Source organism: Acidobacteriota bacterium (genome assembly GCA_019347945.1).
Lineage (GTDB): Bacteria > Acidobacteriota > Thermoanaerobaculia > Gp7-AA8 > JAHWKK01 > JAHWKK01.
Genome location: JAHWKK010000019.1, coordinates 26,637 through 39,670 on the forward strand (window position 1 = coordinate 26,637; position 13,034 = coordinate 39,670).

At 61.8% G+C, this 13,034-nt stretch carries 10 protein-coding genes; 8 read left to right on the forward strand and 2 right to left on the reverse strand.

Going from position 1 to position 13,034, the window contains the following annotated elements; all coding sequences use genetic code 11:
* Nucleotides 1-155: 155 nt before the first annotated feature.
* The 6 genes from KY459_12180 to KY459_12205 all read left to right on the forward strand — a co-directional run bounded on the left by KY459_12180 (nucleotide 156) and on the right by KY459_12205 (nucleotide 8,310).
* Nucleotides 156-563, forward strand: a complete 408-nt coding sequence (locus tag KY459_12180) for a helix-turn-helix domain-containing protein (GenBank protein ID MBW3565475.1) — start codon at nucleotides 156-158, stop codon at nucleotides 561-563.
* Entirely contained in the window at nucleotides 553-1,542 is a 990-nt protein-coding gene (locus KY459_12185; protein ID MBW3565476.1) for a hypothetical protein, read from the forward strand. Before KY459_12180 ends, KY459_12185 begins: the two co-directional genes overlap by 11 nt.
* 115 nt (nucleotides 1,543-1,657) lie before the next feature.
* A complete protein-coding gene (locus KY459_12190) occupies nucleotides 1,658-3,142 on the forward strand; it encodes a type I restriction-modification system subunit M (protein ID MBW3565477.1) in 1,485 nt (494 codons plus the stop codon).
* Nucleotides 3,139-4,317: a restriction endonuclease subunit S gene (locus KY459_12195; GenBank protein ID MBW3565478.1), complete on the forward strand. Its 1,179-nt coding sequence runs from the start codon at nucleotides 3,139-3,141 to the stop codon at nucleotides 4,315-4,317. Before KY459_12190 ends, KY459_12195 begins: the two co-directional genes overlap by 4 nt.
* Before the next feature lie 9 nt (nucleotides 4,318-4,326).
* Nucleotides 4,327-7,752, forward strand: a complete 3,426-nt coding sequence (locus tag KY459_12200; protein ID MBW3565479.1) for a DEAD/DEAH box helicase family protein — start codon at nucleotides 4,327-4,329, stop codon at nucleotides 7,750-7,752.
* A gap of 174 nt (nucleotides 7,753-7,926) precedes the next feature.
* The gene (locus KY459_12205) at nucleotides 7,927-8,310 is read left to right on the forward strand and encodes a DUF3553 domain-containing protein (protein ID MBW3565480.1); all 384 of its coding nucleotides are present in this window, start codon (nucleotides 7,927-7,929) and stop codon (nucleotides 8,308-8,310) included.
* Between the two features lie 341 nt (nucleotides 8,311-8,651).
* Here the strand turns inward: KY459_12205 and KY459_12210 are convergent, their stop codons facing one another.
* On the reverse strand, nucleotides 8,652-9,902 hold the full coding sequence (locus tag KY459_12210) for a cytosine permease (GenBank protein ID MBW3565481.1): 1,251 nt from the start codon (nucleotides 9,900-9,902) through the stop codon (nucleotides 8,652-8,654).
* A gap of 201 nt (nucleotides 9,903-10,103) precedes the next feature.
* Here KY459_12210 and KY459_12215 point away from each other — a divergent pair, with 201 nt between their 5' ends.
* Nucleotides 10,104-10,313 carry a type II toxin-antitoxin system HicB family antitoxin gene (locus tag KY459_12215; GenBank protein ID MBW3565482.1) on the forward strand — a complete coding sequence of 70 codons (210 nt, stop codon included), beginning with the start codon at nucleotides 10,104-10,106 and terminating at the stop codon, nucleotides 10,311-10,313.
* Nucleotides 10,310-10,534 carry a type II toxin-antitoxin system HicA family toxin gene (locus tag KY459_12220; GenBank protein MBW3565483.1) on the forward strand — a complete coding sequence of 75 codons (225 nt, stop codon included), beginning with the start codon at nucleotides 10,310-10,312 and terminating at the stop codon, nucleotides 10,532-10,534. The genes KY459_12215 and KY459_12220 overlap by 4 nt, the downstream gene beginning before the upstream one ends.
* A 93-nt stretch (nucleotides 10,535-10,627) precedes the next feature.
* Here KY459_12220 and KY459_12225 read toward each other — a convergent pair whose 3' ends face one another.
* Nucleotides 10,628-13,027 carry a Smr/MutS family protein gene (locus KY459_12225; GenBank protein ID MBW3565484.1) on the reverse strand — a complete coding sequence of 800 codons (2,400 nt, stop codon included), beginning with the start codon at nucleotides 13,025-13,027 and terminating at the stop codon, nucleotides 10,628-10,630.
* Nucleotides 13,028-13,034: the final 7 nt, after the last annotated feature.

The window sequence follows — 13,034 nt, forward strand, 5'->3', positions numbered from 1 at the left end:
CCGTCTCTGCCCCGCTTGCCGATGGAGAAAGGAGCCTTCAGGACGGCATCTGTGAATTCTGTTCGCAAACACGAACATTTGTGAACCGCGCTATATTTCCTGTTGTTCACGAAAACTGGTAGGATTTCACTCAGGGGGTCCCGGAGATGGCTACGATGGGTGAGCGGATACGTGAACTACGAGATCGGGAGGCCCTCACGATCGAGGAACTGGCGGCGCGGAGTGGAATGAGCAAAGGCTTCATCAGCGAGATCGAGAACGACAAGCGAAAGCCTGGGGCGGATTACCTATTACGTCTTGCCAACACGCTCGGTGCCTCGCTTGATTACTTGATGCGCGGCGAAGCGGAAGAGACTGCCGTCACGAGGCCCGTGATGATTCCACACGAGCTCTCGGTCTTGGCGGAGGAACTCGATCTTTCTTACCCCGAAACTCTGGAAGTCTTGGCAGCACACAATTCTGTGGTGGCGAGGCGCAGCAGGCGCGGTGTGAGGAAGTTCACCGTGGAGGACTGGCGGCGACTCCATGATGCGATTCGACAGGTGTATGACGGTGGGGACTGATGTTGAATTTTACGCTGATGCTTTGGCGCGAGACCTAGGCATCAAGCCAAGTGATCTCTCGTCAACTGAGGCAATTCTCGAGCACGTGCGACAGAAAGTTCTCAGATTTCTCGACGAGGTGCCGTGCGAGAATCTTGAAGGTCTGCTCCAACTCGTCGCGAACAAGGTCGGCACGCGCTTCGAGAGAGTTGTCACAACCGGCGACTTGAACCGTATCAAAGCAAAATATGTTGATCGTGGTGAACTGGGATTCGTTCAACTCGACAGCTTACTCGAAGACGATTCCTTTGGCGTCACGATTCGACTACGCCACCCGCGTCCGGGTGACTTGCCATTCGTATCGGTGATCGACTGCAGGGGCGAAAAAGCATACCGCGAGTACTTCACTCAGTGGCACGAGGTCGGACACCTCCTGATCCTCACACGCCAACAACGACTGATGTTTCGCAGAACCCACGAAGCCCGAAAACATCCTGAGGAACGACTCGTGGACGCGATCGCAGGCAGGATCGGGTTCCTCGCTCCGATGGTTCGACCACACCTCAGCCTGCCGCTGACGCTGCAGGAGATAGACGACTTTCACGAGAGATGTTGCCCACAGGCAAGCCGCGATGCCACCATCATCGGAGTGATCAACGCCGTCAATCAATCGCTCGTTTACCTCCAAGCTCGACCAGGACTCAAGAAGAAACACCAGCGACAAAAAAACTTCTTTCCGGAGCCGCCTCAACTCCGAGTACGAAACATCCGAACAAACCAAACCGCGAAGGACCAGAACCTGATCATCTACGAAAACATGCGAGTACCTGAACGATCTATCATCAGCCGGATACACGAAGGCCTACTCCAAGCAGGCAACGCTACGGAGAACCTTGACTGGTGGGAAACATCGAGCGGCGGAAGCCAACAGTCAAGGCCTGTTCAGGTAGATGCACGAAGACGAGGAAACATCGTAGAAGCCATCATTATCGGGCTCTGACCTTAAACGCGCCTCGACCGATGACCCGGACTCGAGGCGTTGAGCTAAAATTGTTGCCTCTGATCCTGACTCTCACGGGTGGGTACACCTCCGGGAACCGGATGGATGGACATCAATGATCACTGGCGAGCTCAAATCCAAAATCGATCGCATCTGGGACACCATGTGGTCCGGTGGTATCTCCAACCCGCTTTCCGTCATCGAGCAGCTTACCTACCTGCTTTTCATCAAGCGCCTCGACGAGCTCCAGACACTCAAGGAAAACAAGGCCGCGCGCACCGGCAAGCCGGTCGAAGACCCGATCTTCGAAAAGGGCGAGGATGCGCTCCGCTGGTCCCGATTCAAAGAGACTGCACCCGAGCAGATGTTCGAGACGGTCAAAGACGAGGTCTTCCCGTTCATCAAGTCGCTCGGCTCGAACGGCCACGACGACCCCGAGCGCGCCAGCACCTACACGCATCACATGAAGGATGCGATCTTCATGATGCCGACGCCGCGCGTGCTCGCCAACGTCGTCGATCAGCTTGATGCCATCGACATGGCCGACCGCGACACCAAGGGCGACCTCTACGAGTACATGCTCGGCAAGATCGCCTCGGCGGGGCAGAACGGCCAGTTCCGCACGCCGCGTCACATCATCAGGCTCATGATCGAGATGACCGCTCCGACGCCGAAGGACGTCATCTGCGACCCGGCGTGCGGCACGGCCGGGTTTCTGATCGCCGCGTCCGAGCACCTCGTCGATCACTACAGCGACGTGATCTACAAGTCCGAGAATTCCCGCAGAAAGTTCAATTCGGGCACGTTCCACGGTTATGACTTCGATTCGACCATGCTCCGGATCGGGTCGATGAACATGCTGCTGCACGGCGTGGAGAATCCCGACATCCGCTACCGCGACTCGCTGGCGCAGGCCGACCAGCTCGAGGAAGACAAGTACACCCTCGTCCTGGCCAATCCTCCGTTCGCGGGCAGCCTCGACTACGAATCGACGGCGAAAGATCTCCTGCAGGTGGTGAAGACGAAAAAGACCGAGCTGCTCTTTGTCGCGCTGTTCCTCCGTCTGCTGCAGACCGGCGGCCGTGCGGCGGTCATCGTGCCCAACGGCGTGCTCTTCGGCTCGTCCAAAGCCCACAAGGCGCTGCGCAGGATGCTGGTCGAGGAGCAGAAGCTCGACGCCATCATCTCGATGCCGTCCGGCGTGTTCAAACCGTACGCCGGCGTTTCCACCGCTATTCTGTTCTTCACGAAGACCAACTCCGGCGGCACGGACGAGGTCTGGTTCTACGACATGCAATCCGACGGGTTCTCGCTCGACGACAAGCGTACCCCGCAGCCCGGTAAGTCCGACCTACCCGACATCCTCGATCGGTGGAACAACCTCGCGGGAGAAGCGGACCGGGAGCGTACCGACCAGAGCTTCCTCGTCCAGAAATCGGAGATCGCCGACAACGACTACGATCTTTCCATCAACCGATACAAGGAAGTGGAGTACGAAGCCGTGGAATACGATCCGCCGCAGGTGATTCTCGAGCGGCTCGCGAAGCTGGAAGCGGAGATCGAGACCGGGCGGAGGGAGCTCGAGGAGATGCTGCGGTGAAGTGGGAGCAGGTTCCAATTGGCAAGGTTTGTCACGTTGTCGCTGGTGGGACACCCAAGCGCTCGAAGGCTGAATTCTGGGGCGGCAACGTTCCTTGGGTGAAGATTTCGGACATGCTCCAAGGAACAATCCAGTGTACTGACGAGTGCATCACCGATCAGGGCCTGAAGGAGAGTGCGGCAAAGCTTCTGCCGGTCGGTACGATATTGATCTCAATCTTCGCAACGATCGGCCGGACTGCAACTCTCGGAATCGAAGCCGCTACGAACCAGGCGATCGCCGGTGTGCTGCCGAAAGAGGCAGGGATGCTTCATCCGCCGTTCCTTCGCTACTGTCTTGAAGATCGAGCTGCACATCTCCAAAATCTCTCGCGGGGAGTAGCGCAAGCGAATATCAACGGATCGGTCTTGAAGCAGACCCCGATCCCCCTCCCGCCACTGCCGGAGCAGAAGCGGATTGCAGCGATCCTCGATGCGGCGGATTCGTTGCGCGCCAAACGCCGCGAAGCACTTGCCCAACTCGACACACTCCTCCAGGCCACCTTCCTCGACCTTTTCGGCGATCCGGTCACTAACCCGAAGGGATGGAAGGTCGTTGAACTCGGACAGCACACGAGCAAAGTTGGAAGCGGAGCCACGCCACGTGGCGGCGAGGACTCGTACAAAGACGAGGGAGTTGCGCTCATCCGCAGCATGAATGTCCGCGACGGCTCGTTCCTTTGGGACGATCTTGCAAGGATCGACGACGCGCAGGCACAGAAGCTCGACAATGTAGTCGTCCAGGGTGACGACGTCCTCCTTAATATCACCGGTGCGTCGGTCGCTCGGGTTTGCTCTGTTCCGCTTGAGGTTCTTCCCGCGCGTGTAAATCAGCACGTTTGTATCATTCGACCCTCCGGCACGATCAACGCCAGATTTCTAGAGAAACTGTTGCTGTCGGGATCGATGAAGCACAAGCTCCTCGCCATAGCGGAGAGCGGGGCGACTCGCCAGGCAATAACTAAGTCACAGGTCTTATCGCTGACGATTCCGCTTCCGCCGATGTCCGAGCAGCAGCGGTTTGCCCGCATCGTCTCCTCTACAGAGCAAGAAGTGGTCGGCCAGAACCGGCATCTCGCCGAGCTCGACAACCTCTTCGTCTCACTCCAGTCACGGGCGTTCCGGGGAGAACTCTAGGGCAGCGCGATGGCCGTGGACGTCTCCCCCAACTTCGCGTTCCTGGCCCAGGAGTTTTTCCACGTGGCCGAGTCGGCGACAATGGCCGAGCGGAGCATCTACGGGGATCCGCGGGCGTCATGCTTCCACGCCCGCCACACCCTCGAACAGCTCGTCAAGCGCATCTTCAAACTCGATGAGCGGCTCACACCGCCGCGCGTGACGAACCTCGACGGGTATCTGAACGAGCCGCCGTTTCGAGAGATCGTGGGCGAGACGATCTGGCAGAAGGCCGAATACGTCCGCAAAGCCGGCAACGACGCCGTCCACGGCAACAAGACCCCCGAGCCGGCAGCGGCGCTCGACGTCATGCGCGAGCTCTATCACCTCCTCTACTGGGCCGGCCGCACCTATCTGCGCAAGGGAGCGGAGAAGCTCGAGGGGGTGACGTACGACGAATCGATCATCCCTCCGGCGCTGGCCGGTGCGCCCGTGTCGATCGAGAAGCTCGAAGCGATCACGAAAGAGCGGGATGCCGCCGAGGAGAAGCGCCGCGAACTGGAGACGCAGGTCGAGGAGCTCCGGCAGCGCGTAGCAGCGATCCGTGCGGAAAACGAGAAAGTCCCCGACAGGCACGACTACGACGAAGCGGCGACGCGCAAGCGGATCATCGACCTGGAGCTCGCCCGGGCGGGCTGGGCGCTCGATCAGCCGCGCGACCGCGAGTACGAAGTGACCGGAATGCCGAAACGCTCGGGCGAGCCGGCCGAGGCGGGCGGCAGGGGATACGCCGACTACGTCCTCTGGGGCGACGATGGCAGGCCGCTGGCCGTGGTCGAGGCGAAGCGGACGATCGTCGACTCCCGCCGCGGCCAGGAGCAGGCGCGGCTGTACGCAAACTGCCTGGAGACGATGCACGGGCAGCGGCCGCTCATCTACTTCACCAACGGGTACAAGACCTGGCTCTGGGACGACCTGATGTATCCGCCACGCGAGGTGGCAGGATTCTGCAAAAAGGACGAGCTGGAGACGCTGATCCGCCGCCGGGAGCAGCGAAAACCGTTGGACGTGGCGCAGGTGAAGGACGAGATCGCCGGGCGGTACTACCAGAAGCGCGCGATTGGAAGCATCGCGCAGCACTTCGCGTCGGGGCATCGCAGGGCGCTGCTGGTCATGGCGACCGGTACCGGCAAGACCCGCACAGCGGTGGCGCTCGTCGACCTGCTGCAGCGGGCCGGCTGGGTGAAGCGGGCGCTCTTCCTCGCCGACCGGAAGGCGCTGGTCCGGCAAGCGGTCAATGCGTTCAAGGCGCATCTACCCGAATCGAGTCCGGTCAATCTCGTGACGGAAAAGGACAAGTCCGGGCGGGTTTACGTCTGTACGTATCCGACGATGATGGGGCTGATCGACGAAACACGACCCGGTGCCGCCGGCAGCGAGACACGCTTCGGAGTCGGGCACTTCGACCTAGTCATCATCGACGAGGCGCACCGGTCGGTGTATCAGAAGTACGGTGCGATCTTCCGCTACTTCGATTCGCTGCTCGTTGGGCTGACCGCGACGCCGCGCGATCAGGTCGACCGCAATACCTACACGCTCTTCGGCCTCGAGCCGGGCATGCCGACCGACGCCTATGAGCTGGAGACGGCGGTGGCCGACGGCTTTCTCGTGCCGCCGCGGGTCGAGCAGGTGAACCTGAGATTCCCGCGTGAGGGGATCAGCTACGACGACCTCACCGAGGAGGAGCAGGATGAGTGGGAGTCGACCGACTGGGGTGACGATGGAGAAACCCCTGCGATGCCCGACCGCGTTGAGCCGCAGGCGATCAACAACTGGCTCTTCAACGCCGACACGGTGGACAAGGCGCTCCAGCACCTGATGGAGCACGGACACAAGGTCGACGGCGGTGACCGGCTGGCCAAGACGATCATCTTCGCCCGCAGACACGAGCATGCGCTTTTCATCGAGCAGCGGTTCAACCACCACTACCCGCATCACGCCGGTAAGTTCGCGCGGGTGATCGACAACTACGAGACGTATGCCCTGAGCCTGATCGACGACTTTTCGCGGAAGGAGAAGGACCCGCACATCGCGATCTCGGTGGACATGCTCGACACGGGGATCGACATACCGGAGGTCGCGAATCTCGTCTTCTTCAAGCCGGTGTACTCGAAGATCAAGTTCTGGCAGATGATCGGCCGCGGCACGCGCCTGGCGCCCGACCTCTTCGGTCCTGGGATGGACAAGGAAGACTTCCGCATCTTCGACTTCTGCTACAACTTCGACTTCTTCAGGGTGAACCCGGACGGGATCGAGCGGACGGGCGGGATGCCGCTGGGTGCCCGCCTGTTCCGCTCGCGCGTGCAACTTCTCGGACACCTGCAACGAGTGCTCGACCTCGATGCGGACGACAGGGTGCGCACGCGCGTGGCCGACGCTCTGCACGCCGAGGTGGCGGCGATGAATCCCGATAACTTCGTGGTGCGGATGCATCTGGAGCCGGTGCAGCGGTTTCAGGAGCGGGCGGCGTGGAACGCGTTGAGCGAAGAGGATCGTCAGGCGCTGGAGGAACGGATTGCGGGGCTCCCGAGCGAGATCGAGACGGACGCGATCGAGTCGCGTCTCTTCGACATGATGGCGGTGCGGATGCAGCTCGCGCTCATCGAGAACGATGTAAGCACGTTCGAGACGGCCCGCAACCGGGCGGTGGCCCTCGCGATGCTGCTCGAGGAAAAGAGCTCGATCCCCGCGGTACGGGATCAGCTCGGTTACCTCGCTTCGATGCAGGAGACCGAGTTCTGGACCGGCATCGGGGTGGCTGACCTCGAGGAGATGCGGCTGCGGCTGCGTGGGCTGGTGCCACTCCTCGACAGGAAACAGCGACACATCGTCTACACCGACTTCGAGGATCAGATCACGGACGTCGTTTACGACGGCGCGGTCGGGATCCCGCGGATGACCGGAGCTCAGTACCAGAAGAAGGTCGAGCAGTTCCTGCTGAACAATCTGAACGACATCGTGATCCATCGGCTGAGGACGAATCAGCCGCTTTCGGAGTCGGATCTGGAGGAGCTGGAGAGGATGCTCGTGGAGATCGGCGAGGAGGACGGCGAACAATTGCTCTCGGGTCTGCTGGCGCGAACCGAGACGCCGTCGCTCGTCTATTTCGTCCGCCGCCTCGTCGGCATGGACCGGAGCGCTGCGCAGGCAGCATTCGCGGACCTGTTGAGCGACCGGAGCCTGACGCCTCCGCAGATTCGATTCGTCGAGATGATCATCGAGCAACTGACCGCCCGCGGCGTAATGGAGCCCGGCGCGCTCTACGAAGCGCCGTTCACAAGCCTGCATGCGGGCGGGCCCGACGAGCTGTTCGCCGGGAAGGAAGAAGTGATCCGGGGAATGTTCGACGCGATCATCGCCACCCAGCCACCGCGGGCGGCGGGCGAAGTGGGGTAAAGGCTTACGCGGTAGAGGGTCTACGAGTAGTGGAGTCTCGAGCCCGAGACCGAGTGAGCCGGCCGTAACGTTGATACGGACGCGGCAGGCTGCGATACTGGTCGCAATCGAAGATCGGAGCGGCCTGCGCGCTGCTGAGCGCGGAGTCTTTAATGCATTCGAAGCGGAGAGCGTATGGAATACCAGTCAGGAGACCTCGTCAGACACCCAAAGCGGCCTGAATGGGGAGTTGGCCGCGTCATCATGGTCGACGCGGATGGAAAGCTGTCCATCAGTTTCTCAAAGGGGGGATCCAAGAAGCTAGTTCCTCAACCGCTAGAGAAACTCAGTCGAACAACAGATTCCGTACGCATCTATCACCGAGAGTTCCTGGAGAATCAGGGTAAGGCCTATAAAGGAACGAGATCCGCCGGAAAAAACCGCCACCGAATTACGCATTGCTACAGCTGCAAATCTCGTCTCGACAATTCCGTGGATCTCGAATGCATAAGTTGTAGCTGGATTATCTGCTGGTGTGGTGCATGCGGTTGCGGCTACGGGACGCCAGAAAATGCCTGACAAAGCCATTCATCCCGGGGTTGCGGCCGTCCCCGCCCGGCGGGGCCGGCCATCACCCCGCTCCGCGGGGCTACTTTCTGACCGCCCCTGCCGGGGCGGATCGATCTCTTTGGTTGGGCGACGCTATTGGCGTCGGAGCCTAACGAGCAGTTCACGAGGAGTAGAATGAGATCTCGCGAAGATGATCGCAGACACCGAATACCGAAGGTCTGACCCTTTACCCCGCTCGGGGAAGGGACGTTGGCGGACGCTCGCGGGCCTCGGCGGGTCCTCGCGAGCATCGCCCGCTGGGTTTTGGCAACAGCTCGCGAAGCGGCGCAATGATGGAGACATCATTTGCCCTACTCTCCGAGGCGCGTCACGAGCCGGCGATCGATGAAACGCCCGGTGAGATAGACCGCGATCGTCACGACGATCGCGGGGAGGGTGCCGCCGGTCGATGCCGCCATGAAATAGGTCGCCGTTCCCGCGGCCCATGCCGCAAGAGCCGCCGGCGAAAATCCGAATCTTCGTCCGTACGGTCCGTCGGCGCGATAGAGATCGTCGACAGTGACCGGAATCCGGAGCAGGAAGAAATGTGCGAACAGCAGAGCGCCGACCGGGACGAGAGACGCGCCGAGAAGAACCATGAAGTCGGCGTACCGGTCGAGCCACTGCCCCGAGAACGCGCCGAGAGTCGTGCCGATGATGCCGATCGACCAGATCGAAAACTGCTGATTGATTCGCGGGAAGAGACTCCGGAGCGCGAGCGCTGACAGATAGATGTTGACGAAGTTGGTCGTGATCGTGGCGACCGTGTGCAGGACCGGGCCGAGCGCGCCGAGCCCGAGCGCGGCGGTCATCGCTCCCGGGTCGTGAGATCCCGCGACCCGCGCCGCGACCAGACCGAGCGGCATGAACCAGAGGCTCGTCAGGGCGAGCGCGCCGAAGACGGCAACGGCGCTTCCCCGCTCGGACCGGGTGTAACGGGTGTAGTCGGCGAACATCAGGATCCACGAGACCTGGTAGGCGATCACGATGTCGAGTGCGTTGAACCATCGCCCGTCTGCCGCTTCGGATAGCGGCACCGGGGGGAGCCGAGAGAGCGCGATGGTGAATGCGAGACCTGCGAGGATCATGAGAGGAACGGAGAATCGCGCCGCGATGGCGACCGCGCGCGGTCCCGCGGCGACGACCGCGGTGGCGGCGAGCCCGAGACCGATCGACCAGACCCGCCCGCTTCCTCCCGCCACCTGTGTGGCTGCCGACGCGGCGATTACGTTGTTCAGCGCGATCCATGCGAAATTCATCAGATAGAGGGCCACGGCGACGATCGCGGAACCTCGTATTCCCAGTACGGCGCGGGTGGCGATGATCGACGGAACACCGAGCCGCGGACCGATCGGTGCTAGCGACGCGACGATCGCGGAGCCGGCGACCACTCCGCCGACGATCGTGAAGACGGCCGTGTAGAAGGTGAAGCCCGACGCGAGACTGGCACCGACCTGAAGCGTCGTCGCAACGATGTTCGCGGCCGCAAAAATCAAGAAGACGTCGAGCGGCCGCTGAGTGCGCTCGTGTATAGGGACGGGGCCGATCTCGACCGGTTGCATCGGAAGAGTGTAGGAGCGTGAAATGAAAATGAAAATGGGTGGTCGGTCATGCGCGACATAGGCTGATCCGGCGTTGCAGCCGGACGTGGCGGGCCGCCATACCGAGTCGCGAGCTCGAACGTTGAGGTGGCCGGTGGTGCGCCCTGGACTGAACGCCCCAGCCGTTAGACGACCATGCAGGCAGGGCGCTAGAATGAGGTCATGAGCAGAGAATTCGATGTAGTGGTGGAACAGGATTCAGAAGGCTTTTATGTTGCTTCGGTCCCCGCTCTGCCCGGCTGTCATACTCAGGCCAGGTCATTGGACGAGCTCATCACTCGTATCCGAGAGGCCATCGCACTTTACCTCGAAGTAGAAGCGGTAGAGACGGAGAAGCTGAACTTCGTGGGTGTCCAGCGCGTTTCGCTGTGAGCACCTTTCCCGCCCTCACGGGTAAACAGCTGATCAACGCACTAGAGAAGCTTGGTTTCGAGGTCACGCGAACCAAGGGCAGCCACCATTTCCTGCGGCACGCGGATGGCCGCGTTACCGTCGTGCCTGTGCACTCTGGTGAGGACATCGGGCCAGGACTCCTCAGTAAGATTCTCCGAGATGCCAAGATTTCTCGCGCGATTCTCCGTGATCACCTCTAAGTCGCATAACCCGATGTAGTGATTTCGGATGGAGACCGCCGGTTGGAAACCGGCGGGCCGGCCGCTTGCGAAGCGGCGCTACCGAGAGCGGCGCTACGCGAGGACGGCGATCGTCGCGCCGTCGCCGCCCTCGCGTTCGTCTCCGGGGCGCCAGGATTCGATTGCGGGATGCTTTCGCAGGTATTCGCGGATCGCGTCGCGCAATCTCCCCGTTCCGTGGCCATGGATCAGCCTGACGGCGCGCTTGCCGTCCAGGATCGCGCGATCGAGAAAGACGTCCGATTGCTCGAGCGCTTCCTCGACCCGCTGGCCGATCAGATTCAGCTCCGCATCCGCTGCGATGGCTTCGGCTTGCGGCTGTGGTGCGGCCGGGCGGCGGCCACGCTTCGGCTCCGGCTCGGTTGCAGCCGGCTTCGACGTCACGATCAGATTCGCGGCGGCGACCTTCATCCGCTTTCCACGAACGATGATCTCCGCCTGATCGCCATCGATCGAGCGCAGCTCTCCTTCGAAGCCGAAGGTCGTGTCCTTCACGGTTGCGCCCGGGACGAGCTTGCCAGCCGACTCCGGCGCCTCCTCCTCGATACCATGTCGCTCGAGCTGCTTGTCTGCTTCGTCGAGGATTTCGCTCGTCACGTCGCGAACGACCGAGCGGGGAGGAGCGGCCGCGTTGGCTTCCTGCTTCAACCGGGCAACCTCTTCGCGAAGGCGTGATCGGATCTCCCGCCGGATCTGATCGGTCTCCGTTTTCCATTCGCGTCCCAGCTTTTTCTTCTGCTCGCGAACTTCAGCCAGCCGTCGCTCGAGCTCGTTCCGGATCGAGGCGAGCTCCCGTTGTTCTTCCGCGATCTCCTCGGTGCGAGCCTGATTTTCACGAATCGCCGACTGAAGACCGGAGAGAAGGCGGTTGATCTCGGCGCTGCTCTCCCCGACGAGCTTCGCCGCGTTCGAGAGGATGCTCGCCGGCAGACCGACTCGCCGAGCGACTTCGAGCGCGCGGCTCCGCCCGGGCAGCCCGCGGATCAGACGGAACGTCGGCTCCTGACTCGACTCCTCGAACTCCATCGATGCATTGACGACCCGATCCTCCGAGATGGCGAATGTCTGGAGGCGCGTGAGATGGGTCGTGACGATGAAGAGGCACCCGACTTCCAGCAGATGCCGTGTAACGGCCGTCGCGATCGCCGAGCCTTCCTCGGGGTCGGTGCCGGAGCCGATTTCATCGAGAAGGACGAGCGACTGCTCCGTGGTCGAGTCGAGGATCGAACGGAGTCGCGTCATGTATCCGCTGAATGTCGAAAGATGCCCGAGGACATCCTGTTCGTCGCCGATGAGAAGGTGGATCCGGTCGACGATCGGAATCAGCGTCCCCTCGGAGGCCGGGACGGGAAGACCGGAAGCAGCCATGGCCGAGAGGAGCCCGGCGGTCTTGAGCGCCACGGTCTTGCCGCCGGCATTCGGACCGCTGATGACGAGACCTCTTCGACCCTGCTCCAGCTCGACCGTGACCGGTACGACGCGCACCGCGGTTTCCTCTCCGAATTCTGCGGTTCGAAGCGACGCGAGGCGCTCATCGAGGAGGGGGTGCCTGCCATCGATGATACGAAGTTGCCGGTCCCGGGTCAGCGCGGGGCGGGTGGCTTCGATCCGGGCGGCGATCACGGCTGCGGCCTGTGTGGCGTCGAGCTCCGCGATGATCGCGGCTGCCCCCGCGATCTCCTCGCGGTGCTCGAGAATCTGTTCCGCGATCAGCTCGATGATTCGCCGGATCTCCTCGTTCTCTCTCATGAGGAGGTCCGCGATCTCGTTGTTGACCTCGACGACTTCCATCGGCTCGAGAAAAACGGATGCGCCGGAACCGGAACGCTCGTGAAGGATTCCGGGGACGTCGGCGCGCCGCTCGGACCGGACCGGGATGCAGTAGCGATCGCCTCGTATCGTGACGATCGGCTCCTGCACCGAGGCCGCCTTCCGTTTCATCAGGTCGTTCAGGACGGTCTGGGCTTCGTTTCGGCGCGAATGAACCTGGGACCGGAGGCGCCGGAGCTCGGGGGTGGCGTCTTCGCGAAGCTTTCCGTCTCTGGTGAAGAACCGGCCGACGACGCGAAGGAGCTCGTCGAACTGTGGAATCGAACGGCCTGTTTCGGTCAGCAGAGGGACCTCGAGCGCGGTTCGGGTGAGCGCTTCCCGGACGGCGTGGAAGGACCGGACTGTTCGAACGACCATCCAGCCGCTCTCCAGATCGATGGCCGATCGCTCGAGAATCGAATCGAGATCGTCGATTCCCGAGAGGGGGAGCAGGCCGTCCCCCGCGATGAAGCGCTGCATCTGGAACAGCCGCTCCTGCAGCAGCTCCGCCTCTTCGAGTCTGGAGGCGGGTCGTCTCGCGAGGAGAGATCGTCTGCCGGCATCCGTCCTGGTCTCGAGAGCGACGAGCCGGAGAACTCTCGGCAGGTCGAGCTGTGCCAGAGAGGGATCGATTTTTCGGGTCATAAAGAAA

Bases quoted from the DNA above. Each gene is read 5' to 3' on its own strand.
- KY459_12225 (MBW3565484.1), bottom strand. From the start codon at position 13,027: ATGACCCGAAAAATCGATCCCTCTCTGGCACAGCTCGACCTGCCGAGA.
- KY459_12215 (MBW3565482.1), top strand. From the start codon at position 10,104: ATGAGCAGAGAATTCGATGTAGTGGTGGAACAGGATTCAGAAGGCTTT.
- KY459_12205 (MBW3565480.1), top strand. From the start codon at position 7,927: ATGGAATACCAGTCAGGAGACCTCGTCAGACACCCAAAGCGGCCTGAA.
- KY459_12200 (MBW3565479.1), top strand. From the start codon at position 4,327: ATGGCCGTGGACGTCTCCCCCAACTTCGCGTTCCTGGCCCAGGAGTTT.
- KY459_12210 (MBW3565481.1), bottom strand. From the start codon at position 9,902: ATGCAACCGGTCGAGATCGGCCCCGTCCCTATACACGAGCGCACTCAG.
- KY459_12180 (MBW3565475.1), top strand. From the start codon at position 156: ATGGGTGAGCGGATACGTGAACTACGAGATCGGGAGGCCCTCACGATC.
- KY459_12190 (MBW3565477.1), top strand. From the start codon at position 1,658: ATGATCACTGGCGAGCTCAAATCCAAAATCGATCGCATCTGGGACACC.